Annotated in this window: 27 protein-coding genes; 20 read left to right on the top strand and 7 right to left on the bottom strand. The window is 63.4% G+C overall.

Annotation, left to right across the window (positions count from 1 at the left end):
* Window positions 1–302 precede the first annotated feature (302 nt).
* Window positions 303–665: a hypothetical protein gene (locus ACZ2HM_RS07325; protein WP_470426629.1), complete on the bottom strand. Its 363-nt coding sequence runs from the start codon at window positions 663–665 to the stop codon at window positions 303–305.
* An 88-nt stretch (window positions 666–753) separates the two neighbouring features.
* Window positions 754–1473: a RadC family protein gene (gene radC / locus ACZ2HM_RS07320; protein WP_443019452.1), complete on the bottom strand. Its 720-nt coding sequence runs from the start codon at window positions 1471–1473 to the stop codon at window positions 754–756.
* Window positions 1474–1583: 110 nt separating this feature from the next.
* On the opposite strand from radC, the gene ACZ2HM_RS07315 reads away from it, so the two are divergent.
* From ACZ2HM_RS07315 to ACZ2HM_RS07280, 8 genes are all read left to right on the top strand, one after another.
* Complete coding sequence (locus ACZ2HM_RS07315) at window positions 1584–4817, top strand: intermembrane phospholipid transport protein YdbH family protein (RefSeq protein WP_470426628.1); 3234 nt, start codon at window positions 1584–1586, stop codon at window positions 4815–4817.
* A complete protein-coding gene (locus tag ACZ2HM_RS07310) occupies window positions 4814–5002 on the top strand; it encodes a YnbE family lipoprotein (RefSeq protein WP_096063075.1) in 189 nt (62 codons plus the stop codon). Before ACZ2HM_RS07315 ends, ACZ2HM_RS07310 begins: the two co-directional genes overlap by 4 nt.
* The gene (locus ACZ2HM_RS07305) at window positions 4999–5400 is read left to right on the top strand and encodes a YdbL family probable chaperone protein (protein WP_096063076.1); all 402 of its coding nucleotides are present in this window, start codon (window positions 4999–5001) and stop codon (window positions 5398–5400) included. Before ACZ2HM_RS07310 ends, ACZ2HM_RS07305 begins: the two co-directional genes overlap by 4 nt.
* A gap of 171 nt (window positions 5401–5571) precedes the next feature.
* A complete protein-coding gene (locus tag ACZ2HM_RS07300) occupies window positions 5572–5895 on the top strand; it encodes an AtpZ/AtpI family protein (RefSeq protein WP_470426627.1) in 324 nt (107 codons plus the stop codon).
* A 49-nt stretch (window positions 5896–5944) separates the two neighbouring features.
* The gene (locus ACZ2HM_RS07295; protein ID WP_037475631.1) at window positions 5945–6730 is read left to right on the top strand and encodes a F0F1 ATP synthase subunit A; all 786 of its coding nucleotides are present in this window, start codon (window positions 5945–5947) and stop codon (window positions 6728–6730) included.
* A gap of 53 nt (window positions 6731–6783) precedes the next feature.
* Window positions 6784–7011, top strand: coding sequence for a F0F1 ATP synthase subunit C (locus tag ACZ2HM_RS07290; RefSeq protein ID WP_006961951.1), 228 nt, complete (start codon window positions 6784–6786; stop codon window positions 7009–7011).
* Between the two features lie 84 nt (window positions 7012–7095).
* Entirely contained in the window at window positions 7096–7590 is a 495-nt protein-coding gene (locus ACZ2HM_RS07285) for a F0F1 ATP synthase subunit B family protein (RefSeq protein WP_470426626.1), read from the top strand.
* Window positions 7583–8197, top strand: a complete 615-nt coding sequence (locus tag ACZ2HM_RS07280; protein WP_470426625.1) for a F0F1 ATP synthase subunit B family protein — start codon at window positions 7583–7585, stop codon at window positions 8195–8197. Before ACZ2HM_RS07285 ends, ACZ2HM_RS07280 begins: the two co-directional genes overlap by 8 nt.
* 61 nt (window positions 8198–8258) lie before the next feature.
* On the opposite strand, the gene ACZ2HM_RS07275 is transcribed toward ACZ2HM_RS07280, so the two are convergent.
* Entirely contained in the window at window positions 8259–9311 is a 1053-nt protein-coding gene (locus tag ACZ2HM_RS07275) for an NAD(P)-dependent alcohol dehydrogenase (RefSeq protein ID WP_470426624.1), read from the bottom strand.
* A gap of 195 nt (window positions 9312–9506) precedes the next feature.
* On the opposite strand from ACZ2HM_RS07275, the gene uvrC reads away from it, so the two are divergent.
* The 9 genes from uvrC to ACZ2HM_RS07230 all read left to right on the top strand — a co-directional run bounded on the left by uvrC (window position 9507) and on the right by ACZ2HM_RS07230 (window position 16827).
* Window positions 9507–11423: an excinuclease ABC subunit UvrC gene (gene uvrC, locus ACZ2HM_RS07270; RefSeq protein ID WP_470426623.1), complete on the top strand. Its 1917-nt coding sequence runs from the start codon at window positions 9507–9509 to the stop codon at window positions 11421–11423.
* Between the two features lie 208 nt (window positions 11424–11631).
* The gene (locus ACZ2HM_RS07265) at window positions 11632–11805 is read left to right on the top strand and encodes a hypothetical protein (protein ID WP_349636103.1); all 174 of its coding nucleotides are present in this window, start codon (window positions 11632–11634) and stop codon (window positions 11803–11805) included.
* 67 nt (window positions 11806–11872) lie between these two features.
* On the top strand, window positions 11873–12082 hold the full coding sequence (locus tag ACZ2HM_RS07260) for a hypothetical protein (protein WP_037475622.1): 210 nt from the start codon (window positions 11873–11875) through the stop codon (window positions 12080–12082).
* A gap of 41 nt (window positions 12083–12123) precedes the next feature.
* The gene (gene recO, locus ACZ2HM_RS07255; RefSeq protein ID WP_470426622.1) at window positions 12124–12858 is read left to right on the top strand and encodes a DNA repair protein RecO; all 735 of its coding nucleotides are present in this window, start codon (window positions 12124–12126) and stop codon (window positions 12856–12858) included.
* Between the two features lie 51 nt (window positions 12859–12909).
* Window positions 12910–13956, top strand: a complete 1047-nt coding sequence (gene leuB / locus ACZ2HM_RS07250; RefSeq protein WP_470426621.1) for a 3-isopropylmalate dehydrogenase — start codon at window positions 12910–12912, stop codon at window positions 13954–13956.
* A 10-nt stretch (window positions 13957–13966) separates the two neighbouring features.
* The gene (locus ACZ2HM_RS07245) at window positions 13967–15175 is read left to right on the top strand and encodes a trans-sulfuration enzyme family protein (protein WP_470426620.1); all 1209 of its coding nucleotides are present in this window, start codon (window positions 13967–13969) and stop codon (window positions 15173–15175) included.
* Window positions 15176–15208: 33 nt separating this feature from the next.
* Window positions 15209–15607 carry a Co2+/Mg2+ efflux protein ApaG gene (gene apaG, locus ACZ2HM_RS07240; protein ID WP_037472674.1) on the top strand — a complete coding sequence of 133 codons (399 nt, stop codon included), beginning with the start codon at window positions 15209–15211 and terminating at the stop codon, window positions 15605–15607.
* Complete coding sequence (locus ACZ2HM_RS07235) at window positions 15604–16395, top strand: LysR family transcriptional regulator (RefSeq protein ID WP_470426619.1); 792 nt, start codon at window positions 15604–15606, stop codon at window positions 16393–16395. The genes apaG and ACZ2HM_RS07235 overlap by 4 nt, the downstream gene beginning before the upstream one ends.
* Window positions 16396–16416: 21 nt before the next feature.
* The gene (locus ACZ2HM_RS07230; RefSeq protein ID WP_037477499.1) at window positions 16417–16827 is read left to right on the top strand and encodes a hypothetical protein; all 411 of its coding nucleotides are present in this window, start codon (window positions 16417–16419) and stop codon (window positions 16825–16827) included.
* On the opposite strand, the gene ACZ2HM_RS07225 is transcribed toward ACZ2HM_RS07230, so the two are convergent.
* Complete coding sequence (locus ACZ2HM_RS07225; protein WP_237748932.1) at window positions 16808–18049, bottom strand: serine hydrolase; 1242 nt, start codon at window positions 18047–18049, stop codon at window positions 16808–16810. The two genes, ACZ2HM_RS07230 and ACZ2HM_RS07225, sit on opposite strands and share 20 nt — an antisense overlap.
* An 86-nt stretch (window positions 18050–18135) precedes the next feature.
* Complete coding sequence (gene parE / locus ACZ2HM_RS07220; protein WP_037477497.1) at window positions 18136–20115, bottom strand: DNA topoisomerase IV subunit B; 1980 nt, start codon at window positions 20113–20115, stop codon at window positions 18136–18138.
* A 157-nt stretch (window positions 20116–20272) separates the two neighbouring features.
* On the opposite strand from parE, the gene ACZ2HM_RS07215 reads away from it, so the two are divergent.
* Window positions 20273–21115 carry an outer membrane protein gene (locus ACZ2HM_RS07215; protein ID WP_037477495.1) on the top strand — a complete coding sequence of 281 codons (843 nt, stop codon included), beginning with the start codon at window positions 20273–20275 and terminating at the stop codon, window positions 21113–21115.
* 86 nt (window positions 21116–21201) lie between these two features.
* Here the strand turns inward: ACZ2HM_RS07215 and ACZ2HM_RS07210 are convergent, their stop codons facing one another.
* Complete coding sequence (locus ACZ2HM_RS07210; RefSeq protein ID WP_037477493.1) at window positions 21202–21903, bottom strand: GcrA family cell cycle regulator; 702 nt, start codon at window positions 21901–21903, stop codon at window positions 21202–21204.
* Window positions 21904–22019: 116 nt separating this feature from the next.
* Here ACZ2HM_RS07210 and ACZ2HM_RS07205 point away from each other — a divergent pair, with 116 nt between their 5' ends.
* Complete coding sequence (locus ACZ2HM_RS07205) at window positions 22020–22880, top strand: ABC transporter permease (protein ID WP_037477491.1); 861 nt, start codon at window positions 22020–22022, stop codon at window positions 22878–22880.
* 143 nt (window positions 22881–23023) lie between these two features.
* Here the strand turns inward: ACZ2HM_RS07205 and ACZ2HM_RS07200 are convergent, their stop codons facing one another.
* Window positions 23024–24340 (bottom strand): UDP-glucose dehydrogenase family protein, encoded by a 1317-nt coding sequence (locus ACZ2HM_RS07200; protein WP_069066335.1) that lies wholly within the window; start codon window positions 24338–24340, stop codon window positions 23024–23026.
* A gap of 168 nt (window positions 24341–24508) precedes the next feature.
* Here ACZ2HM_RS07200 and wecB point away from each other — a divergent pair, with 168 nt between their 5' ends.
* Window positions 24509–25621 (top strand): non-hydrolyzing UDP-N-acetylglucosamine 2-epimerase, encoded by a 1113-nt coding sequence (gene wecB / locus ACZ2HM_RS07195; protein WP_470426618.1) that lies wholly within the window; start codon window positions 24509–24511, stop codon window positions 25619–25621.
* Window positions 25622–25665 lie beyond the last annotated feature (44 nt).

Below are 25665 nucleotides of genomic sequence, written 5' to 3'. Positions count from 1 at the left end.
CCGGGGTCATTAAGTCTCGCTGCCCAGCGTCGGGTGAACAGTCCCCCGGACTGTTCAGGTCATGCCGGGGGCATGACCGACCCAACGCTCGCAAGCGGTAGGGGCGACGGATGCAGCCCGTAACCAACCGACCATCATTCCCGTAAAATCCTCCCCTGTAAGGGGAGGGGGACCGGCGCAGCCGGTGGAGGGGTGTCACCCTATCGATAGCATGACACCCCTCCGTCAGGGCTACGCCCTGCCACCTCCCCTGCTAGGGGAGGATGATTGACACCGACCAGTTATAGGCAGAACGGGCTAAATCACGGATGCCGATGAGTGGCCGCATTTGGGTCATCCGCAAACATCACACCAGCACTCTGATCCTGTGGATAGCCATGGGCGAATTTGTAGGCGAGCAATGCCTCAACTATAACCTCCTTAAAGGTGGAACGTTGTTCCGGAGGACAGGAAACCGAGTTAACGATCCAGATAAAATCGCATGCTTGTCTCAACGCATCGTTAGCCGTTGGGGTGGCAATGTATGCAGCGAAGCGTCCTGCGATCCGTTCACCTCTTATTTCAAAATATCGATCGCCTTCCGACGAACTGCCAGCGGGAACCAGTTCAACATGACGTTGAGAGTCAACTGTCTGTCTCGCTTTGTTGTTCGCTAAAAATGCCATATGGCTGCCTTACATCAACACCCCTAATGTCTGCTTAGCGTAAGAAAAAATGTAAAGCCGACTGACCGCTTCTCACCCAGCCCCCCCCCTACAACAACCCCTTAGCCCGCATACTCACATGCCCCTGCGCGCCGACGATGATATGGTCATGCACGGCGATATTCAGCCGTTTGCCCGCCTCGATGATCTGCCGCGTCACCTCTATGTCCTGACGACTGGGTTCAGGCGAACCACTGGGATGGTTGTGGACCAGGATCAGCGCCGCCGACCCCAGGTCGATGGCGCGCCGTATAACCTCGCGGACATAGATGGCGGCCTGGTCTATGGACCCATCGCCCATATTCTCATCACGGATCAGCATGTTGCGGGTGTTGAGATGCAGCACGCGCACGCGTTCCACCCCCAGATGCGCCATGTCGGCGCGCAGATAGTCGAGCAATGCCTGCCAACTCGCCAGCACAGGCCGCGCCGCGACCTCGTTGCGGAGCATCCGCAGCGCGCTCGCCTGCACGATCTTGATCGCGGCGACGCTGGTGTCGCCCATGCCCGGCACCCGCGCGATCGCATGCCAGTCCGCCGCCATCAGCCCGCCTATGCCGCCAAATTCGCGCAATAACGCCTTGGCCAGCGGCTTGGTGTCGCGACGGGGGATCGCCAGCGCCAGCAGATATTCGATCAGTTCATGATCGTGCAGCGCGTCCCCGCCTGTCTCCGCCAGCTTCTGGCGCAGCCGTGCCCGGTGGCCTGCGCCGTCATGCGTGACTTTTGCGTCCTGCTCGGCCAAGCTCGCCCCCTTGCTACCGACCATGACGCTATGCGTTGCGGAATCGCGGGGCAAGGATATTTAGGACGGGTCGGACGTTCTGGTCCCGTCACGGACCATAGAGTGTCGCACGAAAGCCGGGGTTGGCCATAAGGATGGAAGAACAGGACGGCGAAGAGGCGATTCGCCGGGGTTGGCTGCGCTGGCTGGGTGTCGGCACGGGCACGCTTGCGCTGGTGCTGGTCGGGCTGTGGACGCAGCGCGCGCCGATCGCAGAAAATTTCGTCAGCCGCGAACTCAACCGGCGCGGCGTGCGGGCCAATTACGACCTGGTCGATGTCGGCCTGCGCACCCAGCGGATCGAGGCTATCGTGCTGGGCGACCCGGCCAAACCCGATTTGACCGCCGAGTGGGTCGAAGTCGATATCGCCTTTACCGGGGTGACGCCGGCCGTGGCCGCAGTGCGAGCAGGGGGCGTGCGCCTCCATGGAAGCTACAAGGGCGGTGTGCTGGACCTTGGCGAGCTGGACAAGTTCAGCGATCCCAATTCGACCGCGCCCTTCAGCCTGCCCGACATTCTTATGTCGCTTACCGACGCCCGACTGCGGCTGGATACCGACGCGGGCCAGCTCGGTTTGCGGATCGACGGCACTGGTGGTCTGCAATCCGGTTTCGATGGGAAGGTCGCCGCCGTCATGCCGCGCGGGACCATGGCCGGGTGCGCGATGACCGATGGCAGCGCGCTGCTCGATATCGCCATGCGCCAGGGTCAGCCCCATCTGACCGGCGCCATCCGCGCGGCCGTGTTCGCCTGCCGCGAGGCTGCCACCGCTATCGCCCAACCCGTCGCCGTCATCGACTTGACGCTCGGCAAGGCGTTCGAACGCTGGACCGGCCATGTCGACCTGTCGGGCGAAGCGCTCAAGTCCAACGGCCTGGTTCTCGCCAGCCCGGCAGGTCGCATCGATTTCGATGGCGGCAAGGCTGGGTCGCAAGGCCGCGCCCGTATCAACGCGGCCACGCTGGCGGGTGGTGGCACATTGATCGAGCAGGCCGCGCTCAACGGCGCCTGGACGTTCAAGAGCGACGAAGCGACGATGCAGGGCAATCTGTCGGGCCGCAACATCCGCCTCGTTTCGCGCGAATCGCTCGCCGCTTTCCGCGCATCGACGGCGGGCACCCCCGTCGCCCCATTGGCGGCGCGCTTCGCCGACGCCGTGGCGCGGGCAGGGGACAATAACCAACTCCGCACGAATTTCGCGCTCGTACAACGCAGCGCCAAGGGTAGCCTCGTCCTCACCAACAGCCGCCTTGCCGCCCGCAGTGGCGCGCAGGCGGCGCTCTCGCCCGACGGTCGGGTGACGCTGGGCTGGCCGGGGCAGGGGCGGGCAGCACTTGATTGGGCGCTTGACGGCGCGATCACGACGCGGGGCGGCGGCTTGCCCCAGGCCGCGCTGCGCCTGGTGCGCCGACCCGGCGGCGGCTTTGGCGGCGATCTGTTTGTTGATCCCTATGCGGCGGACAATGCGCGCCTGGCGCTCGATCGCGTCCGTTTCACCGCTGCGTCCGATGGCACGACTCGCTTCGCCACCTCGCTCCGGCTCGATGGTCCGCTGCCCGACGGCCATCTGCGCGGCCTGACGCTACCGATCGAAGGACAACTCGCCGCCAATGGCGCGCTGCGCATCAATCCGCGCTGCGTTCCCTTCTCGGTCACAGAGGCCCACTATGGCAGTTTCGCGATAGGCCAGACCCGCCAGACGCTGTGCCCGCTCGACGGCGGCGCTTTATTCGCCATGGGAGCGGGCGGCATCAGCGGCGGTGCGGACATCCGCAAACTCGCCCTCTCCGGCACCAGCGGCGACAGTCCCCTGCGGCTGACCGCCGACCATGCCCGTGTCGCGCTCGGTCAGACGGGCTTCGCCCTGGCCAATGCCGACCTGTCGATCGGCCCGCAGGATGCGCCGGTTCATCTCACCGCCGCCAGTCTGGACGGCCGCATGACGGCCAAGGGCTTTGATGGCAAGGCCAGCGGCGCAGGTGGCCGCATCGGCACCATCCCGTTGATCCTCGAACAGGGCAATGGCGATTGGCGCTTCGACAAGGGCGCACTCGCCTTCCGCGCCGCCATGACCGTGCGCGATTCGCAGGTTCCCGCCCGCTTCATCCCGCTCGCCGTGCCGGATTTCGCGCTGACGATGCAGAACAGCCGGATTACCGCCACCGGCACGCTCACCGCGCCGCGCAATGGCGCGACCGTCGCCCGCACCGACATTGTCCATGATCTGACCAACGGCAAAGGCCATGCCGACCTGACCGTCCCCGACCTCGCCTTTGGCCAAGATCTTCAACCCGAAGACGTAACGCCGCTCGCGCTCGGCGTGGTCGCGAATGTGAAGGCCAAGGTGAACGGGCAGGGCCGCATCGACTGGACCGGCTCCGATGTCACGTCCACCGGCACCTTCCGCACCGACAATGCCAGCCTCGCCGCCGCTTTTGGTCCGGTCGAGGGGCTGAGCGGCGAATTGCGCTTCACCGATCTCATCAATCTCGTCTCCGCACCTGGTCAGGAAGCGCGAATCCAATCCGTCAATCCGGGCATAGAAGTGCGCGACGGCATCGTGCGCTATCGGCTGGAAGCGGGGCAGAAGGTGCGGATCGAGGGCGGCGGCTGGCCCTTCTCCGGCGGCGAACTGGTACTGCTCCCCACCACCATGGATTTCAGCGCCGACGTCGATCGCTACATGACCTTCCGCGTCATCGGCCTTGATGCGGGGGCTTTCATCCAGGCGATGGAACTGGACAATGTCTCCGCCACCGGCACGTTCGACGGCATCATGCCGCTGATCTTCAATGCCCAGGGCGGTCGCGTCGCGGGGGGCGTGCTGGTCGCGCGGCAGGAAGGGATGGCGCCGCTGCTCATGCCCGAAGGCGTGCTGCCCTCCATTCCCTGCGATCCCGCGCGACAGTCCGGCGTCCTCTCCTATGTCGGCCCGGTATCGAACGAGCAATTAGGCGTGATGGGCCGCATCGCCTTCGACGCGCTCAAAAATCTCCAATATAAATGTCTGACAATCCTGATGGATGGCGCGCTCGATGGTGAAATGGTCACCAATGTCGTGTTCAACGGCGTCAATCGCGGCCAGCTCGGCGACGCGCCCGCAGGCCTGGCGCGCAATTTCGTCGGCCTGCCTTTCCTCTTCAACGTCCGCATCTCCGCGCCATTCCGCGGGCTGATGAGTACGGCGCAGTCCGTCATCGACCCGACCCAGACGATCCGCGACGAGATCGGCAAGCAGGCTCAGGAAAAGATGCGGGCGTTGTCAGTGGAAGGGCTTGCGGTTCAGCCTGTGGACAGCGACAAGATGGCAAACGGGGAGCCGAAATGAAGAAACACGCAATCATCATGGCCGGATTGGCCGCATCGGCGCTGGGGGGCTGCATTCAGGTGAAGGCTCCCGACAAGCCGATCGAGATCAATCTGAACGTCAAGGTGCAGCAGGAGGTCGTGGTGCGCTTGCAGCGCGATGCCCAGGATCTGATCCAGAATAACCCGGAGTTGTTCCCGCAATGACACGCAAGATGCTCATAATCGCCGCAGGCGCTGCCGTTGCGCTGGCCACAGGCTTCGCCATGACGGCACCCGCCCGCGCGCAGACGGGTGCTGTCGCGTCGGCCATGGCGGCCGGAACCGTGGGCGAGCAGGCCGATGGTTATCTCGGTATCGCCGGTTCGGTTAGCGCCGACGTCCGCGCCGAAGTCGAATCGATCAACATCAAGCGCCGCGCCGCCTACACCCAACTGGCCAGCCAGCGCGGCGTGACGGTGCAGGATGTTGCCGCCGCCACCGGTTGTCAGACGCTCAGCAGCCGGGTCAAGACCGGCCAGGCCTATCGCATCGGCGCAGGCGCGTGGCAGACCAAGGGCGCAGGCGCGATCGCGCTGCCTTCCTATTGCGCGACGGCGGGCTGAAAATCCCGCTCTGGCGGACTTTTCTCCTTCCTTCGTCCAGGGCTTCATTCTCTGCCCGAACCATGGTTGACTATCCGCCATCCCCTTTCTAAACGGGCCGCGCCTTGACGGGTGCAGCCGCAAGCGCCATGCCGCCTGCCATAAGGGGTCAACCCCCGGTGGAGGACGAACATGGTTGCGGAGACACCCGGACAGGACCCGGCAGGGGAAGACGCGCGGATCGCTTCGTTGGATGAGCGGATCGCACGAGCCGAATCTGTCGAAAAGGTCAGGCAGGGGGCTACTGAGCAAGCGGCGGACGATGGGTCTCGCCTCGGCAACAGGGTTCTTGCGGAACTGATCGGCGGTCTTGTCGGCGGTGCGTTGATCGGCTGGGTCTTGGACCGGCTGTTTGGCACATCCCCATGGCTCCTGCTCGTCTTCCTCGGTCTTGGGATCGTGGCGGCGTTCAGGAACATCATCAGATTGACGACGATAAAGCGTCCCCCGCAATAAGGGACGCTTTCTTCTTAGTCCGACGGTAAAGACGTTACAGGGGTCCAGCGTGGCAGAATCCGGCAAAATCGATCCGATGCACCAGTTTGCGATCGAACCCTTGTTCGGTACGGATCAACTGTCGCTCGGCGGTTTCAACATCGCCTTCACCAACAGCGCGCTCTATATGGTGCTGGCCGCCGTCGTGCTGTGGATCTTCGTGATCGGCGGCATGAAGCGCGAACTGGTCCCTGGTCGCTGGCAGATGGCGGTCGAATATATGACCGGCTTCATCAAGAATCTGCTGATCGCGAACGTGGGAGAGGGCGGCAAGAAGTATATCCCTTACGTCTTCTCGCTGTTCATGTTCATCCTGCTGGCCAACTTGCTGGGTCTGCTGCCGCTGGGTCTGGTCGGGCTTCACCCCTTCACCTTCACCAGCCATTTCACTGCGACCGGCGTATTGGCGATCATGAGCTTCTCGATCGTCCTGATCGTCGGCTTCGCCAAGCATGGCTTCCACTTCTTCTCGCTCTTCATCCCGCACGGCACGCCCGCGCTGATGGTGGCGCCGCTCTTCCTCATCGAACTCGTGTCCTTCATGGTGCGTCCGTTCAGCCTGGGCTTGCGACTGTTCGTCGCGATGACCGCTGGCCACGTTCTGCTGAAGGTGCTTGCCGGGTTCGTCATCAACAGCGCAAACGCGTCGCCCGCTCTGGGCCTGACGGTCGGCACCGCCAGCTTCATCCTGATGATCGGCATCAGCGCGCTGGAAATGCTGGTCGCGGTCATCCAGGCTTATGTGTTCGCGCTGCTGACATCGGTCTATCTCAACGATGCCGAGAACCTGCACTGAGTTTCATCTAGTTTCGTCAACAATCACTATATTCTAACGAAGGAGTTTACGACATGGACGCAGAAGCCGCAAAGCTGCTCGGTGCTGGCCTGGCCGCCATCGGTGCGGGCATCGCTGCCCTCGGTGTGGGCAACGTGTTCAGCGCGTTCCTCGAAGGCGCGCTGCGCAATCCGGGTGCCGCTGATGGCCAGCAGGGTCGTCTTTTCATCGGTTTCGCTGCGGCGGAACTTCTGGGTCTGCTGGCGTTCGTTATCGCCATGATCCTGGTGTTCGTGGCCTGACACGCCTTACGGGACGGGCAGGGTGGCCTTCACGCCACTACGCTCGTCCCGCACTATTGACCGCGCCCTGATCGGACGGAAAAAATGCCTCAAATCGCGCAAATTGCCGAAACCTACTCCAGCCAGATTTTCTGGCTGCTGCTGACCTTCGGCTTCGTGTTCTTCGTCATCGGCCTCGGCATGGTGCCCAAGGTGCAGGGGACGGCAGACGCGCGCGACGCGAAGATCAGTGGTGATCTGGACGCGGCAAAGGCTGCCTTTGCCCGTGCCGACGAAGCGGAAGCGGACTATCGTGTCCGTGACGCGGAAAGCCGCACCGCCGCGCAGGCGATGCTGGCCAAGGCGAAGAGCGAAGCCGCCAAGGCTTCCGAAATCAAACTTGCCGCCGCCGATGCGGAAGTCGCTGCGAAGATCGCGGCTGCCGAAGCCCGCATCCAGGCTGCCTCCACCGCAGCCCTGGCAGAAATCGAAACCGTCGCCGCCGAAGCAGCGCGCGACATGGTGGCTCGCATTTCCGGCGTGGAAGCGTCGGACGATGCAGCCCGCAACGCAGTAAAGGCGGCACTGGCCCATGGCTGAGGCAGCAGCACAGCATCAAGGGGGCACGCCCCCCACGCTCGACCAGGCGATCCATGCCGAAGGCATGGAGCCGGTCGGCACCGTCGCGCATGAAGGCGTGGTCCCCCACACCGACCCGGAAGCGGTCGGCATGGATGCCACCGCCTGGGTGAGCCTCGCCATGGCGGCGTTCATCGCCATCCTGCTGTTCAAGAAGGTGCCGGCCCTGATCGGCAGCGTGCTGGACGGCCGGATCGCGCAGATCAAGGAACAGTTGGCCGAAGCCACCCGGCTGCGCGCCGAGGCCGAAGCGCTCAAGGGCGAATATGAAGCCAAGCTGGCCGCTGCGGCCGGTGAAGCCGACGCCATGCGCAAGGCCGCCGAACATGAAGCCGAAGGGCTGATCGCCGACGCCAAGGTAAATGCCGATGCGCTGATTGTCCGCCGCCAGAAAATGGCCGAGGACAAGATCGGTGCGGCTGAACGCGCCGCCATCGTCGCCATCCGCGCCAAGGCCGTGAATGCCGCCACCACCGCTGCCGCGGTTCTGATCGCCCAAGGTCATGACGCACAGGCGGACAAGGCGCTTGTCGACCGCGCAATCAGTGGGCTGGGCACGATCAACTAAGTCCGCCTACCCGGATGAGATAAAAAGACCGGCACAGACATCTGTGCCGGTCTTTTTTGTATCAGGCTGCCAATGTCGCGTTGTCGATCACGAAACGATATTTGACGTCGCTTTGCTGCATCCGGTCATAGGCATTTTCGATGTCCTGAATGCGGATCATTTCAATATCCGCGACAATGCCCTTCTCCGCGCAGAAATCGAGCATTTCCTGCGTTTCGGCCAGGCCGCCGATCAGCGACCCGGCAATGGCCTTGCGGCCAAATATGAGCGCGCCGATATTGGGTGACGGGTGGGGATGCTCAGGGACACCCAGCATGCACATCGTACCGTCGCGCTTCAGCAGCGCCGTGAAGGCATCCAGATCATGGCTTGCCGCAACCGCATTGACGATCAGGTCGAAACTGCCGACATGCGCGGCCATCTCGTCGGGATTGCGCGAGACGACGACTTCGTCCGCACCGAGGTCCAGCGCATCCTGCCGCTTGGATTCGGACGTGGTGAAGGCCACGGTATGCGCGCCTATCGCATGGGCGAGCTTGACCCCCATATGGCCCAGGCCACCGATGCCGACGATGCCCACTTTCTTGCCCGGTCCGGTATTCCAGTGGCGCAACGGCGAGTAGGTGGTGATGCCGGCGCAGAGCAGGGGCGCGACGGCGGCAAGCTGATCGACCGGATGGCTGATTTTCAGCACGAAATGGTCGTTGACGACGATCTGCTGCGAATAGCCGCCCAGCGTATGACCCGGCGCATCGTCGGTCTTGCCATTATAGGTGCCGGTCCAGCCCTTTTCGCAATAATTTTCCAGATCCTCTTCGCAGCTGGCGCATGTGCGGCAGCTATCGACCAGGCAGCCCACACCCACGACATCGCCAACCTGGAAGCGGGACACCTCTGCCCCGACGGCGCGGACGTGGCCGACGATTTCGTGACCCGGAACACAGGGGTAAAGTGTGCCACCCCATTCGGCGCGGACCTGGTGCAGGTCGGAATGGCAGACGCCACAATAGGCGATGTCGATCTGCACATCGCGCGGACCTACCGCGCGCCGTTCGATCGTCATGGGTTCTAGGGGCTTGTCGCCAGCAGGGGCGCCATAGGCAAGGAGGGCCATGGATGAATATCCTTCAATGAAGAGACTATGCGACAATCCCACGGGATAGAGGGATGATGGCGAGGCATATGTAGGAACGATGGGCGACCAGGGTTAGGCCTTACCGACCATCTTGACCGATGATTTGCTCGCCGATCGCGAAACAGGTCGAAGCGCGCCCATTGTCATATTCGCCACCACCGCTATTTCATCCCCATGTCGCAACCCCAATCTCCCGACCGTTTCAACGAGGACAAGGCCAGCTACACGGTGCGCGGGTCCGGCGTGCCCGATCTCGATCAGGGCGTCGAAGCGATCCGCACCACGCTCAAGACGCTGCCGACCCGGCCCGGTGTCTACCGGATGCACGATGCGCGCGGCGATGTACTCTATGTCGGCAAGGCGCGCGCGCTCAAGAATCGCGTCGCCAACTATACCCAGGTTGATCGGCTGCCGCGCCGCCTGCAACGCATGGTCGCGCAGACGCGCAGCATGACCATCGTCACCACCAACAGTGAAGCGGAAGCCCTGCTGCTGGAAGCGCAACTGATCAAGCGCTATCGCCCGCCCTACAATGTCCTGCTGCGCGACGACAAAAGCTTTCCCTTCATCCTGCTCCGCGAAGATCATGCCTTCCCGCGCGTCCAGAAGCATCGCGGCGCGCGCAAGGCGCAGGGCCGCTATTATGGTCCCTTCGCCAGCGCCGGCTCGGTCACGCGCACGATCAACGCGCTGCAAAAGCTGTTCCTGCTCCGCTCCTGCACCGACAGTTTCTTCGCCAACCGCTCGCGCCCCTGTTTGCTCTATCAAATCAAGCGCTGCTCGGCCCCCTGCGTCGATCGGATCGACCCGGACGGCTATGCCGAACTGGTTCGCGATGCGCAGGATTTCCTGGGTGGCAAGTCCACTGCCGTCCAGAAGAAGCTCGGCACCGCGATGCAGGCGGCGTCGGACGCGATGGACTTCGAACAAGCCGCCGTCATCCGCGACCGGCTGAAGGCTCTGACCTTCATTCAGGGAAGCCAGGCGATCAACGCCGAGGGGCTCGGCGACGCCGATATTTTCGCGCTCGCGGCAAAGGGCGGAGCCATGTGCATCCAGGCCTTCTTCATTCGCGGCGGGCAAAATTGGGGGCATCGCAGCTTCTTCCCGGTCCACACCGCCGAAGTTGCCGAGGATGAAGTGCTGGCCAGCTTCATGGCGCAATTTTACGAGGAAGTGCCGCCGCCCAAGCTGGTGCTGACCGACCGCGCGCCCGCCGAATGCGATCTGATCGCCCAGGCCCTGACCGAACGGATCGGCAGCAAGGTCCGCATCGAAGTCCCCCAGCGCGGCGACCGCACCCGCCTGATCAAACAGGCGCAGCGCAACGCGGTCGAGGCGCTCGACCGCCGCCTCGCGGAAACCACCAGCCAGGGCAAAGTGCTGGACGATATGGTCGAAGCCTTTGGCTTGGAGGGCATACCCGACCGCATCGAAATCTACGATAACAGCCATATCCAGGGTGCCCATGCCTTGGGCGCGATGGTCGTCGCGGGGCCGGAAGGCTTCCGCAAAAATGCCTATCGCAAGTTCAACATGAAAGACCCCGTCATTTCGAACGATGATTTCGCGATGATGCGCGACATGTTCGAGCGGCGTTTTGGTCGCGCCCAGCGCGAAGACCCGGATCGCGACAGCGGCGAATGGCCTGATCTCGTCCTGATCGACGGCGGCAAGGGCCAGCTATCGGCGGCGCGCACGATGCTTGAGGAAATGGGCATTGAAGACGTGACCATGATCGGCGTTGCCAAGGGACCGCATCATGGCCGGGATGGCCGCGAAGTCTTCCACTTGATGGATGGTCGCGAAGTCACCTTCCCGATCAACCATCCCGTGCTCTTCTACCTGCAACGGTTGCGCGATGAGGCGCATCGCTTCGCCATCGGCGCGCATCGTGCCAAGCGGAGCAAGGCGATCACCGTCAGTTCGCTGGACGAGGTGCCGGGCATCGGTCCTGCCCGCAAGAAGGCGCTGCTGATGCATTTCGGCACCGCCCGCGCCGTCCGTGACGCTGCACTGGAAGATCTGGCCCGCGCGCCCGGCGTCTCCACGGCGGTAGCGCAGCAGGTGTACGACTATTTCCATGGCTGAGGCGGCAGAGGCCAGCCAGTTGCAATTCTCGCACATTATGCTACATGTAATGGGCTGACGTCCTTTGATGACGATCTATGTTTCCCCCTCCGGCCCTTATTGTGCGTGGACGGGGTCTGTCTCGAAGCCTTCGCTTCTCTTCAGTTCATGGGTCGCTCCGGCGACACTCTAGCCATGCGTTCGTTATTGCACGTCGCATGTTCATTTTATGGCGGCAAAGGCCGTCCAGGATTCGATGACTATTATTTTTCCTTCCTCTACCCGTTCCGCACTTGCTCATGGGCTTGATCGCCTTTCGCCGACCCACCGCGTCGCATCGCCGTTGACCGGCCTGTTGAGCAACCGCGAATTGAAGAAAATCGTGGCCGATATGGTCGACTGACACTGTGCCGGGCACCGCGTTTTCGCTGCCCGGTTTTCTATCGTTACTCTCTACAGAAAGGCACATTATGAGCAGGGAAACCCTCAAACCATTTTTGATCAGCAAGAATGAAGAAGGCGCATTCCGCCTGACCGTCCGCGACACCCGCTTCAATTCGCAGGGCTATCCGATCGTCACCGCGACGATGCAGGACGAAATTTTCAAGTCGGCCTCGGCTGCCCGCGCCTATGCGCGTGATAATTTCAAGGCCGAACCGGGCCAATATTCGACCAAGTAAGCCGACAGGATAGCGGGCGGATGCGTAGCTAAGGCCGATTTGTGCCAACGCTCGTCACCCCCGCTCTCGTCTGCGCCTTGCGTCCCCATGGCGAACATGGGGCCATTGCCCGCCTGCTGACCCCCGACCATGGCCTGGTTGCAGGCTATGTGCGCGGTGGACGATCCCGCACGATGCGGCCCGTGCTCTTGCCGGGCAACAGCGTCATGGCGACATTCCGCGCCCGGACCGAGGATCAACTCGCCGGGCTGACGGTCGAAATGGCGCATAGCCGCGCGCCTCTCCATGCCGAACCTCTGCCTGCCGCCGCGATCGACTGGAGCTGCGCGCTGACCGCCGTTGCCTTGTCCGAAGGCACGCCCCATCCCGCCCTGTATCGCGCGCTCGACGGCGTCCTGGGTGCCATCGAGGCGGCCCCGGCGGCGCGCGGCTGGGCCGTCGCGCTGGTGCGGTACGAATTGCTGCTGCTGGCGGAACTCGGCTTTGGCCTTGACCTCAGCCGCTGCGCCGCGCTCGGTGACGCCGACGATCTCGCTTATATCAGCCCGCGCAGCGCGGCGGCGGTCAGCCGAGCGGGCGCGGTCGGCTATGAGCATCTGCTCCTGCCGCTGCCGTCCTTCCTGCTGGCGGGCGGGACGGGCGAATGGGCCGACATCATGGATGGCTTTGCCCTCACCGGCTTCTTTCTGGAGCGTTCGGTCCTGACAGATCGACGCGTCGATATATTGGCCGCGCGCGAAAGGCTGGTCGATCGCCTGAAAAGGGCGGTTGCCTGACTGTCCCTGCTTCCATAAGGGGCAAGCGACCTATTTGGTAAGGAGCTGCCCATGTTGATCGCCCTGTTTCCCGGAGATGGTATCGGCCCCGAAATCGTCGATCAGGCGAAGCGGGTGCTGGACGCGCTGGCGATTGACGGCCTCACCTATGAGCATGGGTTGGTCGGCGGTGCCGCTTACAAGGCTGTCGGCCATCCGCTCCCGCCTGAAACATTGGCGATCGCCAAACGGGCCGACGCTATCCTCTTTGGCGCGGTCGGCGATCCCGATTGCGACGCGCTGGAACGCCATCTGCGCCCCGAACAGGCCATTTTGGGCCTGCGCAAGGAACTGGGCCTCTTCTCCAACCTACGTCCAGCCAAGGTCTTCCCCGAATTGGCGGGGGAATCCGCGCTCAAACCCGAAGTCGCGGGCGCGATCGACCTGCTGATCGTGCGCGAAACCAATGGCGACGTCTATTTCGGCGAAAAAGGTTTCCGCACCACCGCCGATGGCCAGCGCGAAGGCTATGACGTCATGTCCTATAATGAGGGCGAAGTGCGCCGCATCGCCCATGCCGGTTTCCAGGCTGCCGGCGCCCGGCGCGGCAAGCTCTGTTCGGTGGACAAGGCCAATGTGCTGGAAACCAGCCAATTGTGGCGTGACGTGGTGATCGAGGTATCGGCCGACTATCCCGACGTCGCGCTCAGCCACATGTATGTCGATAACGCCGCGATGCAGCTGGTCCGCAACCCCGGCCAGTTCGACGTAATCGTCACCGGCAACCTGTTCGGCGACATTTTGTCGGATCAGGCCAGCATGTGCGTCGGCTCCATCGGGATGCTGGCGTCGGCAACGCTCAACGGCAGCGGGCAGGGGCTCTATGAACCGATCCACGGCTCCGCCCCCGACATTGCGGGCACCGGCAAGGCCAATCCGCTCGCGACGGTGCTGTCGGCGGCGATGCTGCTGCGCTATTCGCTGGGAATGGCTGATCAGGCCGACCGGATCGAACGGGCCGTCGCCAAGGCTTTGGCAAACGGCGCGCGCAGCCCCGATCTGGGCGGCACGATGAATACGGTGGAAATGGGTGACGCGGTGCTGGCGGCGCTGGACTGAGGAACAGACGATGAAGCGGAAAAGCGGGCAAGACCCAGAAATCACCAAGCATTGGAAGCCTGCGACGATCGCGGTGCGGGGCGGCACGGCGCGCACCGAATATGGCGAAACATCCGAAGCGCTCTTCCTGAGCAGCGGCTATTGCTATGACCGGGCGGAGGATGCGGCCGCGCGCTTTGCCGGTGAGCAGCAGGGCATGACCTATAGCCGCCTGCAAAACCCCACGGTCGAAATGCTGGAACAGCGTATCGCCCTGCTGGAAGGGGCCGAGGCCTGCCGCGCCACGGCGACCGGCATGGCGGCGATGACGGCGGCCTTGCTCTGCCAATTGTCGGCGGGCGACCATGTCGTGGCTGGCAAGGCGCTGTTCGGCTCCTGCCGCTGGCTGACCGACACGCTGCTACCCAAATTCGGGATCGAGACGACCACGGTCGACGCCACCGACAATGCGGCATGGGAAGCGGCGATCCGCCCCAATACCAAGGTTTTCTTCTTCGAAACGCCCGCTAACCCGACGATGGATGTCGCCGACATGGCGGCGATCTGCGTCATCGCCAAGGCGCATGGCATCACCAGCGTCATCGACAACGCCTTCGCCACCCCCGCGCTGCAGCGGCCGATGGAGTTCGGCGCGGATGTGGTCGCCTATAGCGCGACCAAGATGATGGACGGGCAAGGCCGGGTGCTGGCCGGCGCGATCTGTGGCACGCGGGAATGGATCACCAATACGTTGCTGCCCTTCCACCGAAACACCGGGCCGACGCTTAGCGCGTTCAACGCCTGGGTCGTGCTCAAGGGGCTGGAGACGCTGGACCTGCGGATCAGGCGACAGAGCGAAAATGCGCTCAAGGTCGCGAAATTTCTGGAAAGCCGCGTCGCCAAGGTGCTGTATCCGGGGCTGGAGAGCCACCCGCAACATGCGCTGGCGATGCGCCAGATGGAGATGGCCGGGCCGATCTTCTCGCTCTATGTCGGCGGAGGCAGGGCCGAAGCGCATGGGCTTCTGAACGGGCTGCAACTGGTCGACATCAGCAACAATATCGGCGATTCGCGCTCGCTGATGACGCATCCGGCCTCGACCACGCATTTTGGCATGGCAGAGGCCGCGCGGCTGGAAGTCGGCATCACCGAAGACATGCTGCGGCTCAATGTCGGGCTGGAGGATGCGGACGATGTGATCGCCGATCTCGATCAGGCATTGCGGACGATCGGGCGTTGACGGGCAAGGGGGTAAGGGCGCATTCGTAAGGCCGTGAACGCACTTTTCCCCTTCCACGCCAAGACGCAGGACGTCATCGTCCATGTCGCCGTCTCCTTCCTGCCCGAACAGTCGGAGCCGGACCGGGGCCGCTGGTTCTGGGCCTATCATATCCGCATCGAAAATCAGGGCAGTCAGCCGGTCCAGTTGCTGACCCGTCATTGGGTCATCACCGACGGGCGCGGTGCCCAGCACCGGGTCGATGGCGACGGCGTGGTCGGCGAACAGCCGGTGGTCCAGCCGGGCAAAAGCTATGATTATGTGTCCGGCTGTCCGCTCAATACCCCGACCGGATCGATGAAGGGCAGCTACCGCATGATCGGCCTCAGCGGCGAGACGTTCGAGGTCGCCATCCCTCATTTCGCGCTGATCGCGCCTGCGGTGGCCGAATGAAGCGGACGCATTTGCCGCTCAACGGCCTGCGCGTGCTGGATGCGGCGGCACGGCATTTATCGTTCACGCGCGCGGCCGACGAACTGGCGGTAACGCCAGCGGCGGTTGGTCAGCAGATTCGGGCGCTGGAAGATTTGCTGGGCGTGGTGCTGTTCCGCCGCACGTCCAAGGGGCTGGAACTCACCCCCGAAACCGAAGCGGGGCTGGATGCCCTACGCGCCGGTTTCCTGGAGTTTGAAGATGCCGTGCGGGCGATGCAGGCGGGTCAGGCGAGCAGCGCGCTCACCATCGCCGCACCCCGCGACATCACCGCCAAATGGCTCCAGCCGCGCCTGGCCGCCTATGCCGCGCACCAGCCAGACCTGACGTTCCAGTTGATCGCGGCGGACGAGGCGCTGGACTTTACCGAAGCCAATCTCGACCTCGCCTTGCGCCTGACCGATGCGGCGGGCGAGCATGAGGGCGTGAAGCTGGGCGAGGCGGCGTTCGTCACGGTGGAAGCCGCGCAGGGCGGGCCCGAACAGCGGATCGACTGGCCCGGCTGCCCGGCGGGGGACAAGCCCGCGATAATCCGGGTGGCCGATGGCGGGCTGGCGATCGAGGCGGCGGCCAATGGCTTTGGCCGGGCGCGCGTGCCGTTGCTATTGGTACAGGCCGATCTGGCGGCAGGCCGGGTGCGGCAGGTGGGGGAGGCGATGCCGAGTTTGCTCAGCTACTGGCTGATCGCGCCTTTGCCGCAATGGCGGCAGAAGAAGGTCAAGGCGCTGGTTGAAGCGCTGACCGCCTAAGTTCCTTCAATCGAGACCCTGATGTTTGATGTAGAATATGACGCCCGGACCAACTGCCTGACGATGAAGGTCGAAGGCTTCTGGACGCCGGAAAACGTGGTGGCTTTCGCCAAAGAGGTCGGGGCGAAGGCGCAACAGGCAAGGGCGATCCGGGGCGATTTCAACGTCCTCGTCCTATCCTTCGACTTCCCGGTGCAGGCAAACGACGTCGCCGATCTGCTGGCGGGCATCATGCGCGGGGGCATGACCCTTACCAGCGGACGAACGGCGGTGGTCGTGGGCAGCCAATTGAACAAGGCGCAGGCGGAACGAACCCTGGTCCACCCCAGAGTCCGGGTGTTCCTGACCATGGAAGCGGCACAGGGCTGGCTGGCGGAAGAGGTCGATACCATTCCCGCCAACCAGACAAACCTCATTCCGCCAGCAAGTTAAGCGCCCTCGTCATCAGCGCCACCAGCTTTGGCTCGTCCAGCCGGGCAGCCGCATCGTTCCAGCTGCTGCTGACAGCATACCATGAGCCGTCCTGCCTTTGCGCCAGAAAGTTCATCGCCATGACGCCGGGTTCGCTGCCGCCCTTATAGCCCAGATAGCGCCAGCGTTTCGCGTCGGCGGGCGGAATGCCTGGATTGACGGCCAGGACCGGCAGCGCCTCGCCGCCATGCAGACGCAGCCAGGCGAGCAGGCCGATCATGTCCTTTGGCGATGCGAACCATTCGATGCTGTCGATCGCCGTGGGGACTTCGGCCACGCTACCCACATCCACCTTGTCGGCGGTCAGGCGTGACGCCGCATCGCGTAGCAGCGCCCGGCGTGCGTCGGGGGAAGCCGTGGCATAGCGCCCTCGCAGATCGGCATTGGCGGGCATTTTGAGCGCAAAGGCTTCGGCGGTGGTCAGCAGGGGCAGCGCCTGATCCGGGTTGGCATGACCGGTTGTCGCAAGCATCGCGTCCACCTTGTCGCGACCCAGCGCCAGCAACAGCGTATCGGTCGCGCTATTATCGCTTTCCGCGATCATCGCCGTGGCGAGGCTGTGCAGCGTCATCGGCGCGCGGTCGGGCCAGTGCAGCAGGCGACCGGAAAAGCTCTTCGCACCAAGCGGAATAACGTCACTCCAGCGGCGTTCGCCAGCGCCTACGGCGCGTGCCAGTTCGGAAAGGATGGTCAGCTTGAAGCTGGAACCGATGGCCATCGCGGCATCGGCGCGATGCGCCGCTCGCAGCTTGGGCGGACCCTCGCCCAATGTCGCAACCGCGAAACTGGTCGTACCGGGGAGGGCGGCGATCTCCGCCATGACCTTGGCCATGCTGTCATTGGCCGTTCGTGCGCCGACGATGCGCAGGCCCACTACGCGGCCCGGCGGCTGAGGAGCGACGACCAGGGTGAACCCGACTGTAGCGCGCTCGTAACGGATTTCGACCTGCCCAGCAGTGGCGCTATCCTGCCGCACAGCCCCCAGCGCGAGCGGTCTGCCATGCTGCGCGCGCAGGTCGGCAGCAACGGCGCGCCAGCGATCCACAGGGACAGCATCAAGAAAGAGGGAGGAGAAATAATCGGCCTCGTCGCCGGGCGACGTGAGAAGGCCAAGCAGTTGTTCGGCGCGGGTTTGATAAGTGGGATTGGGGGCCGCCTGCGCGGTGAGGGCGATGCTTAACAAAAATAGAAAAACCAAGCTCAGAAGCTGTCGTGCTCCTGCGAAAGCAGGAGCCCAGGGTGCTCCATCATGCACCTGTCAACGCCGGTTCAAGCATCGATCGCCTCTTCGTCCACCGCCGCCGCATTCTCCTGAATGAACGCGAAGCGATGCGCCGGGTTCGTCCCCATCAGGCGGTCGACCAGGTCACGCACCCCCGCACGCTCCTCGACATCGGCGGGTAGGGTGATGCGGATCAGCATCCGTGTCTTGGGGTCCATCGTGGTTTCGCGCAACTGCATCGGGTTCATTTCGCCCAACCCCTTGAAGCGGCTGACATCGACCTTCTTGCCCTTGAACTCCTTGGTCTGCATCAGCGCGGCGCGATGGGCATCATCCTTGGCATAGGCGCTCTTGCCGCCCGCGACGAGGCGATAGAGCGGCGGCTGGGCGAGATAGAGATGGCCGCGCCGCACCAGTTCGGGCATTTCCTGAAAGAAGAAGGTCATCAACAGTGTCGCGATATGCGCGCCATCGACATCGGCGTCGGTCATGATGACGATACGCTCATAGCGCAAATGATCAGGGTTGCAGTCCTTGCGCGTGCCGCATCCCAGCGCCAGGATCATGTCGGCAATTTCCTGATTGGCCAGGATCTTCGCGTTATTCGCCGATGCGACGTTCAATATCTTGCCGCGCAGGGGCAGGATCGCCTGCGTCTTGCGGTCGCGTGCCTGCTTGGCAGAACCGCCCGCAGAATCGCCTTCGACCAGAAAGATCTCGGCGCCCTCCGGGTCATCGTTCGAACAATCCGTCAGCTTGCCGGGCAGGCGCAGCTTGCGGCTGTTGGTCGCCGTCTTGCGCTTGACCTCCTTCTCCTGCTTGCGCTTCAAACGCTCGTCCATGCGGTCGAGCACATAGGCCAGCAGTGCCTTGCCCCGGTCCATATGGTCGGTCAGATAATGGTCGAAATGATCGCGAACGGCATTTTCCACGAGCCGCGCCGCTTCGGGCGATGTCAGCCGGTCCTTGGTCTGGCTCTGGAACTGCGGTTCGCGGATGAAGACTGACAGCATGATTTCCGATGACGTCATGATGTCGTCGGCGGTAATGTCCTTCGCCTTCTTGTGCCCCACCAGGTCGGCAAAGGCGCGGATGCCCTTGACCAGCGCGGCGCGCATCCCGGCCTCATGCGTGCCGCCATCGGGCGTCGGGATGGTGTTGCAATACCAGCTATAGCTGCCATCCGACCAGAGCGGCCAGGCCACCGCCCATTCGACCCGCCCTGCGCTGTCGGGAAAATCCTGATGGCCCGCGAAAAACACGCTGGTCGCGCATTCGCGGTCGCCGACCTGTTCCTTGAGATGATCGGCAAGGCCGCCGGGGAACTGGAAGACAGCTTCGGTGGGCGTATCGTCGTTGACCAGCTCCGGTGCGCATTTCCAGCGGATTTCGACGCCAGCGAACAGATAGGCCTTTGACCGGGCGAGCCGATGCAGACGCGCGGGTTTGAACTTCTGCTCGCCGAAGATTTCGGTGTCGGGGATGAAACTGACCGACGTGCCCCGCCGGTTGGGCGCGCCGCCGACCTTTTCCAACGCAGTGACGGGCAGTCCCTGGGAGAAGCTTTGGCGGAACAGTTCCTTGTTGCGTGCGACCTCGACCACGGTGTCGCTCGACAGCGCGTTGACCACGCTGATGCCCACGCCATGCAGGCCGCCAGACGTGGCATAGGCCTTGTCGGTGAACTTGCCGCCCGAATGGAGCGTGGTCATGATCACTTCCAGCGCCGACTTGCCGGGAAATTTCGGGTGCGGATCGACCGGAATGCCGCGCCCATTATCGATGATGGTCAACCGGTTGCCCGGTTCCAGCGTGATTTCGATCCGGGTGGCATGCCCCGCCACCGCCTCGTCCATGCTGTTGTCCAGCACCTCGGACGCGAGATGGTGCAACGCGCGCTCATCCGTGCCGCCGATATACATGCCGGGACGGCGACGCACCGGCTCCAGCCCTTCCAGCACCTCGATAGCGGAAGCATCATATTCAGGGGGGGGTGATGGTGCGGCAGCGAACAGGTCTTCGGACATGACAATAGCTATAGGCGGGCAGGCGTGGCGCGCAAGCATTGTGTCTTATGCGGCACAGCAACGAAAAGTTACGATAAAGCGTGAAACAAACCGCGCATTCAAACCGTTAGCGCCGTGCAAGAGGGTTATTGACGCCCCCAGGCGAGGAGAATTTTACATGAAGTTGAGCCATTTTGCACCGCTCGGTGCCACGCTGGCATTTGTGCTGGCAACCCCTGTGATGGCGCAGGACAGCACCGGTGCGGTCGATTGGACCGGTCCCTATATCGGCGGTTCGTTCGGCTATAACTGGCAGAAGAATGACGGCGAAGAGCATATCCGCTTCGATGCCGATGCCGACGGCGAATATGACGACATCATCCGCACTGGCGCTGGTGCCAATGCCTTTTCGCCCGGCACATGTGGCGGTTCCGCCCGTGGCGCAACGCCGGGTGCGGGTTGTAACGATGACAAGGACGCTATCGGTTGGATGGGTCATGTCGGTTACGACCGTCAGTTCGGCAGCATCGTCGCCGGTGTCGTCGCCGAAGCCGGTAAGGCCTATATCAGCGACAGCGTGACCGAATATTCCACGACCCCGGCTTTCTATGAAATGACGCGCCGGATCGACTGGAATGGTAACCTGCGCGCGCGCTTGGGCTACACCACCCCCGGCGGCATCATGCCGTACATCACTGGCGGTCTGGCTTATGCCAAGGTGAAGAACAGCTTCGCCACCAGCAATGGTGCCAACAGCTTCACCGAAGTCGATCGGAAGGAAGACGCCTGGGGCTACACCATGGGCGGCGGTATCGAAGCCAAGGTTTCTGACAATTTCTCAATCGGTGCCCGCTATCTGTGGACCCGCTACAATGTCGATGACTATCGCGTCGATGTCGGTGCAGGCAGCGCGCCTGCGACCAATCCGTTCCGCATCACCCCTTCGGGCGGCGCGAGCATGAATCGTGGCGACAAGTTCGACACGCAGAGCGTCATGGTCACGACCAGCTTCCGCTTCTGATCGGAAAAGGGGCGGGGGCCTTCGCCTCCGCCCTTTATCTATCGGACAATAAAAAGGCCGCCTTTCGGGGCGGCCTTTTTTATGGATTATCGGACGCGCGGGCCGCCAAAGGGAAGCGGCGGCGGAGGGCGACGCGTGCCGCGCGGCAACTGTGCCTGATAGGCGCGACCGCAATGTTCCACGCAATAAGGGAAGCCCGGATTGACCGCGACCCCGCAGAAATGGAAGTCGGGTTCGCCCGGATGGCCCATCGGCCATTTACAGATCCGCTCGGTCAGGTCGAGCAGCGACGTCTTGTCGGCAATCTCTGCGCTGGGCTTGGCCGGAACCAGGCGACGCGGCGGCGCTGGCGGGATCGGCGCCTGCTGATCGCCCGGACCCTGACGCAAGAACCCGCCCGGACCAACCGAAACGATGCGCGGCTGGGGTGGAGGAGGGGGCGCGTCGGACACGACTGGTTCAGCCGCCGGTGCAGCGGCCACTGGCGGCGGCGTCGGTGCGGCGGCGCGCGCCGGTGCTGGCGTTGCAGGGGCTACCGGCGCAGGCGCTGCACGCTGCGCTGGTGCTTCGGGTTCGGCAGCGGCCACGGGCTTACGCGCGGCTGCAGCCTTCTTCGGCGCGTCATTGGCCTTCACGGGCGACGGGCGCGATTGCAGGCCCAGGCGATGGGCCTTGCCAATCACCGCATTGCGGCTGACGCCGCCCAATTCTTCGGCGATCTGGCTGGCGGTCAGGCCGCGCTCCCACATCCCCTTGAGCTGGTCGATACGCTCGTCGGTCCAGGACAATGAAAAACTCCTCACAAATTCCAATATGCTTCCCTATATGGGAACGAGCGCGTGAGGTTCAAATCCTTGAACGGCGCGCTTGCAGCACAACGCACCAGCCGATAGTCGATCCCACCATGAACGACCAGTCCAAAATTGCCCCCGCAACCCCGGTTGCCGCCCCCTTCGCCGAACCTGGCGTACCTGTGATCCGCAACATCAACTGGGCGGGAACCTGGGCGCTGTATCGTAAAGAGGTGCATCGCTTCCTGAAGGTGCAACTCCAGACGGTATGGGCACCGGCGATCACGACGCTGATGTTCCTGGTGATTTTCATCGTCGCGCTGGGCGGGAGCGGCCGGACAGTCGGCTTGCGCGGCGAAGCGGTGCCCTTTGCCGATTTCATCGCGCCGGGCCTGATCGTCATGGGCATGATCAACGCCTGTTTCGCCAATGCCAGCTTCGCGCTGATGGTGGGCAAGGTGCAGGGAACGCTGGTCGATTATCTGATGCCACCGATTTCCGTCGGCGAATTGCTGTTCGCGCTGGCGGGATCGTCCGTGACGCGCGCGGTGTTCGTGGGCTGCGCCTTGTGGGCCGCGATGGCGTTGTGGCCGGGCGTGCATGTGACCCCGGCGCATTTATGGGCGGTGGTCTGGTTCGGGCTGCTCGGCACCAGCTTCGTCGCGTTTCTCGGCGTGCTGACATCAATCTGGGCGGAGAAGTTCGATCATGGCGCGGCGATCACCAATTTCGTGATCGGGCCGCTGGCCTTGCTGTCGGGCACCTTCTATTCGATCGACCGCTTGCCGCCCTTTTTCCAGGCGATAAGCCACGCCAATCCTTTCTTCTACATCATATCGGGCTTCCGCTATGGCTTCGTCGCAGCGGCCGACACCGACATCGTCGTTGGCAGCATCGTGCTGCTGACGCTGAACCTGATCTTCGGCGGGCTATGCTATGCGCTGTTGCGCCGTGGCTGGAAGATCAAGGCCTGACCGGTCAGATGAAGGCCGCAAAGATCGGTATGACGAGCATCGCAACCCCGATCAGACACGCCGCCATTATCCAGTGATACCAACGGGGAAGGGCACGGTCATCGCCGCGCCCTTCCTGCCATGGCCAGATCATAGCGGTCTGATCACTGGGTCGCGCCGCCACCGACGCGCGCCAGCGTAAAGCCCGCCTCGGTGACTTCGGCGAGCGGATAGATGTTGCGCAGGTCAACGAGCGCATTGCCGTTCATCGCACTGGCGAGGCGCTTCATGTCGAGCGCGCGGAAAATATCCCATTCGGTGACCAGCACCAGCACATCGGCGCCTTCCGCCGCTTCATAGGCGTCCTTGGCCATGGTGACGCTGGGCATCATCGGTGCGGCCACGTCCATGCCTTCGGGGTCATAAGCGACGATCTTCGCGCCCGCATCCTCCAGCGCCTGGACGATGGCGAGGCTGGGCGCATCGCGCATGTCGTCGGTATTGGGCTTGAAGGTCAGGCCAAGCAGCGCGACTGTCTTGCCGCGCGCATCGCCGCCCAGCGCCTTGACGATCTTGCGGCCCATGGCGCGCTTGCGCAGGTCGTTGACCTGCACCACCGTCTCGACAATGCGGATCGGCGTGTCATGATCCTGACCGGTCTTGACCAGCGCCAGCGTATCCTTGGGGAAGCAGGAGCCGCCATAGCCCGGTCCTGCATGCAGGAATTTGGAGCCGATACGGTTGTCGAGGCCGATGCCGCGCGACACGTCCTGCACATCAGCGCCGACCGCTTCGCACAGGTCCGCCATCTCGTTGATGAAGGTGATCTTGGTCGCCAGAAAGGCGTTGGCGGCATATTTGATGAGTTCAGCGGTACGCCGCCCGGTGAACATCAGCGGTGCCTGATTGAGGTTGAGCGGGCGATAGACCTGGCTCATCACCGCGATCGCGCGTTCCGAGCCGGTGGTGCCGACGACGACGCGGTCGGGCCGCTTGAAATCGCCGATGGCCGCGCCTTCGCGCAGGAATTCGGGGTTGGATACGACCTGGATGTCGAGATCGGGCTTCAATTCCCGCGCGATTCGCTCGACCTCGTCGCCAGTGCCGACGGGCACGGTCGACTTGGTGACGATGACCGCCGGACCATCGAGCGCGGCGACGATTTCCCGCGCTGCAGCATAGACATAGGAGAGGTCGGCATGGCCATCGCCGCGCCGCGAAGGCGTGCCGACGGCAATGAAGATCGCATCCGCGCCCTTGACGCCCGCGGCTAGGTCCGTGGTGAAGGTCAGGCGACCCGATGCGGCATTGTCGCCGACCAGCTTGTCCAGCCCCGGCTCGAAAATCGGCATCCGCCCCGCTTCGATCGCCGCGATCTTGCCCGCATCCTTGTCGACGCAGACCACATCATGGCCGAAATCCGCAAAACAGGCCCCTGACACAAGGCCCACATACCCCGTGCCGATCATCGTGATTTTCATGAGATAGTCAGGCTCCGTATAGAATTGGACAGGTGCAATGGCGGTTTAACATAGTCTTTCTATATTACAATTCGCCGCATTGCAGCAACGACACAAGCATAGCGTTTAGCCCCTATACACTTTTATCTGCCAAGGCAGGCCGGTCGGCAATCGGGCAAGGGATGAATGATGAAAGTCGCCATGGTATTCGGGACTCGCCCGGAAGCGATCAAGATGTTCCCGGTCGTCCACGCCCTGCGCGCGCGATCCGGGGTGGAGACGCGGGTCATCGTGACCGCGCAGCATCGGGGGTTGTTGGACCAGGTGTTGGCGATCGCAGGAATCGTGCCGGATATCGATCTCGACGTGATGGTGCCGAACCAGACGCTTGACGGCTTAACCGCCAAACTGATCGTCGAACTCGGCAAGGCCTTCGACGCCGAAAAGCCCGACCGTGTCGTCGTGCATGGCGATACGCTGACGACCATGGTGGCCAGCCTGGCCGCCTATTATCGCAAGATTCCGGTGGCCCATGTCGAAGCGGGGCTGCGCAGCGGCGACATTCATCACCCCTGGCCCGAAGAGGTGAATCGCCGCGTGGTCGCCTGCATCGCCGACATGAATTTCGCGCCGACGCAGGCGGCGGCCGATGCACTGCTGGCCGAAAGCCGAGCCGCGGCCAGCATCCATATTACCGGCAATACCGTGATCGACGCTTTGCTGGCGACGCGCGAGCGCGTGCTGGCGGACCCGTCGTTGGCATCTGGACTCAATGCCTTGGCAGCGCGTTTCGCGGGCAAGCGGATCATTGCCGTAACCAGCCACCGGCGCGAGAATTTCGGCGGCGGTATGGAAGCCATCGCCCGGTCGATCGCCGACATTGCGGCGCGCCCCGATGTCGCGGTCATCTTCCCGGTCCACCCCAACCCCCATGTCCGGCCGGTCATGGACGCGGTGCTGGGCGACTTGCCCAACGTCGCGATGATCGAGCCGCTCGACTATCCGCATTTCGTGCGCTTGCTCGATATGTGCCATCTGGTGCTGACCGACAGCGGCGGCGTGCAGGAGGAAGCGCCGTCGCTGGGCAAGCCGGTGCTGGTGATGCGCGAAACGACCGAGCGACCCGAAGGCGTGGACGCAGGGACCGCCAAGCTGGTGGGCGCGGATCGCGACCGGATCGTCCGCGAGGTGCTGGCGCTGCTGGACGATCAGGACGCCTATGATAGGATGGCACGCGCCCATAATCCCTTCGGTGACGGCAAGGCGGCGGAGCGGATTGCGCGCGTCATCGCAGGGGAATAGACCGCAGCGTTACCGAAATATTCAGCCTTTCCGGGCAGAAGGTC

It is taken from the genome of Sphingobium sp. KKT206, from assembly GCF_055640555.1.
This window is presented reverse-complemented; position numbering and strand designations above follow the sequence as displayed.

What these genes read in the sequence shown, in the direction of transcription:
- ACZ2HM_RS07325 (WP_470426629.1), bottom strand. Translation starts at nt 665, where the DNA reads ATGGCATTTTTAGCGAACAACAAAGCGAGACAGACAGTTGACTCTCAA.
- radC (WP_443019452.1), bottom strand. Translation starts at nt 1,473, where the DNA reads ATGGTCGGTAGCAAGGGGGCGAGCTTGGCCGAGCAGGACGCAAAAGTC.
- ACZ2HM_RS07315 (WP_470426628.1), top strand. Translation starts at nt 1,584, where the DNA reads ATGGAAGAACAGGACGGCGAAGAGGCGATTCGCCGGGGTTGGCTGCGC.
- ACZ2HM_RS07310 (WP_096063075.1), top strand. Translation starts at nt 4,814, where the DNA reads ATGAAGAAACACGCAATCATCATGGCCGGATTGGCCGCATCGGCGCTG.
- ACZ2HM_RS07305 (WP_096063076.1), top strand. Translation starts at nt 4,999, where the DNA reads ATGACACGCAAGATGCTCATAATCGCCGCAGGCGCTGCCGTTGCGCTG.
- ACZ2HM_RS07300 (WP_470426627.1), top strand. Translation starts at nt 5,572, where the DNA reads ATGGTTGCGGAGACACCCGGACAGGACCCGGCAGGGGAAGACGCGCGG.
- ACZ2HM_RS07290 (WP_006961951.1), top strand. Translation starts at nt 6,784, where the DNA reads ATGGACGCAGAAGCCGCAAAGCTGCTCGGTGCTGGCCTGGCCGCCATC.
- ACZ2HM_RS07285 (WP_470426626.1), top strand. Translation starts at nt 7,096, where the DNA reads ATGCCTCAAATCGCGCAAATTGCCGAAACCTACTCCAGCCAGATTTTC.
- ACZ2HM_RS07280 (WP_470426625.1), top strand. Translation starts at nt 7,583, where the DNA reads ATGGCTGAGGCAGCAGCACAGCATCAAGGGGGCACGCCCCCCACGCTC.
- ACZ2HM_RS07275 (WP_470426624.1), bottom strand. Translation starts at nt 9,311, where the DNA reads ATGGCCCTCCTTGCCTATGGCGCCCCTGCTGGCGACAAGCCCCTAGAA.
- uvrC (WP_470426623.1), top strand. Translation starts at nt 9,507, where the DNA reads ATGTCGCAACCCCAATCTCCCGACCGTTTCAACGAGGACAAGGCCAGC.
- ACZ2HM_RS07265 (WP_349636103.1), top strand. Translation starts at nt 11,632, where the DNA reads ATGGCGGCAAAGGCCGTCCAGGATTCGATGACTATTATTTTTCCTTCC.
- ACZ2HM_RS07260 (WP_037475622.1), top strand. Translation starts at nt 11,873, where the DNA reads ATGAGCAGGGAAACCCTCAAACCATTTTTGATCAGCAAGAATGAAGAA.
- leuB (WP_470426621.1), top strand. Translation starts at nt 12,910, where the DNA reads ATGTTGATCGCCCTGTTTCCCGGAGATGGTATCGGCCCCGAAATCGTC.
- ACZ2HM_RS07245 (WP_470426620.1), top strand. Translation starts at nt 13,967, where the DNA reads ATGAAGCGGAAAAGCGGGCAAGACCCAGAAATCACCAAGCATTGGAAG.
- ACZ2HM_RS07235 (WP_470426619.1), top strand. Translation starts at nt 15,604, where the DNA reads ATGAAGCGGACGCATTTGCCGCTCAACGGCCTGCGCGTGCTGGATGCG.
- ACZ2HM_RS07230 (WP_037477499.1), top strand. Translation starts at nt 16,417, where the DNA reads ATGTTTGATGTAGAATATGACGCCCGGACCAACTGCCTGACGATGAAG.
- parE (WP_037477497.1), bottom strand. Translation starts at nt 20,115, where the DNA reads ATGTCCGAAGACCTGTTCGCTGCCGCACCATCACCCCCCCCTGAATAT.
- ACZ2HM_RS07215 (WP_037477495.1), top strand. Translation starts at nt 20,273, where the DNA reads ATGAAGTTGAGCCATTTTGCACCGCTCGGTGCCACGCTGGCATTTGTG.
- ACZ2HM_RS07205 (WP_037477491.1), top strand. Translation starts at nt 22,020, where the DNA reads ATGAACGACCAGTCCAAAATTGCCCCCGCAACCCCGGTTGCCGCCCCC.
- ACZ2HM_RS07200 (WP_069066335.1), bottom strand. Translation starts at nt 24,340, where the DNA reads ATGAAAATCACGATGATCGGCACGGGGTATGTGGGCCTTGTGTCAGGG.
- wecB (WP_470426618.1), top strand. Translation starts at nt 24,509, where the DNA reads ATGAAAGTCGCCATGGTATTCGGGACTCGCCCGGAAGCGATCAAGATG.